Below are 720 nucleotides of genomic sequence, written 5' to 3'. Positions count from 1 at the left end.
CTGGACCGCCCGGACCTGCCCGACCTGTCCGATACAGCACTTGCCGGCACCACGCAGGCATGGCTCGCCCCGTGGCTTGGCGGGGTGAGCCGCCTGTCCGCGCTGGCGGAAATGGACCTGCTGGCCATGCTGCGCGCCACCATGGACCATGCGACGCTGAAATGGCTGGACCGGATGCTGCCCACGCATCTCGACCTGCCGGGCGGCCGGGCGGCGGTGGATTACCTGCAACCCGTTCCGGTCGCGGCCGCGCGCGCCCAGACCTTCTATGGCGTGACCCAGACGCCCCGGCTGGCCGATGGCCGGGTGGAACTGCGCATCGCCCTGCTCTCCCCCGCCGGAAGCCGCAGGCGATCACCGCCGACCTGGCCGGGTTCTGGGCCGGGTCATGGGCGGACATGCGGCGCGACATGCGCGGGCGCTACCCCCGGCATGACTGGCCCGAAAACCCGGCAACAGCCAGCCCGCCACCCCCACGGCAGGGGCGCAGGCCATAAAACTCCATGCGTTCACATACAGGATGGTATGCAGACATGGCATTGCCACTTTTTTAAGATAACATGGCCACCATGAACGCCTGTCCCAGCCGCCATCCATGGATACCGACCGCCATGCGCCGCCCGGCCTCGCGCCTGTTACCCGTACTCCTGCTGGGCATGCCTGGGCTGACCATGCCGGTGGCCACGGCCTGGGCGCAGGATGCTGGCACGCCCGCGCCAC

General features: G+C 69.4%; 1 pseudogene. It reads left to right on the top strand.

Going from position 1 to position 720, the window contains the following annotated elements:
* Nucleotides 1-497, top strand: a pseudogene (locus tag JCM25156_RS26420) (ATP-dependent helicase C-terminal domain-containing protein); the annotation flags it as partial.
* Between the last annotated feature and the right edge of the window lie 223 nt (nucleotides 498-720).

The sequence above is a fragment of the Komagataeibacter kakiaceti JCM 25156 genome (assembly GCF_000613305.1).
This window is presented reverse-complemented; position numbering and strand designations above follow the sequence as displayed.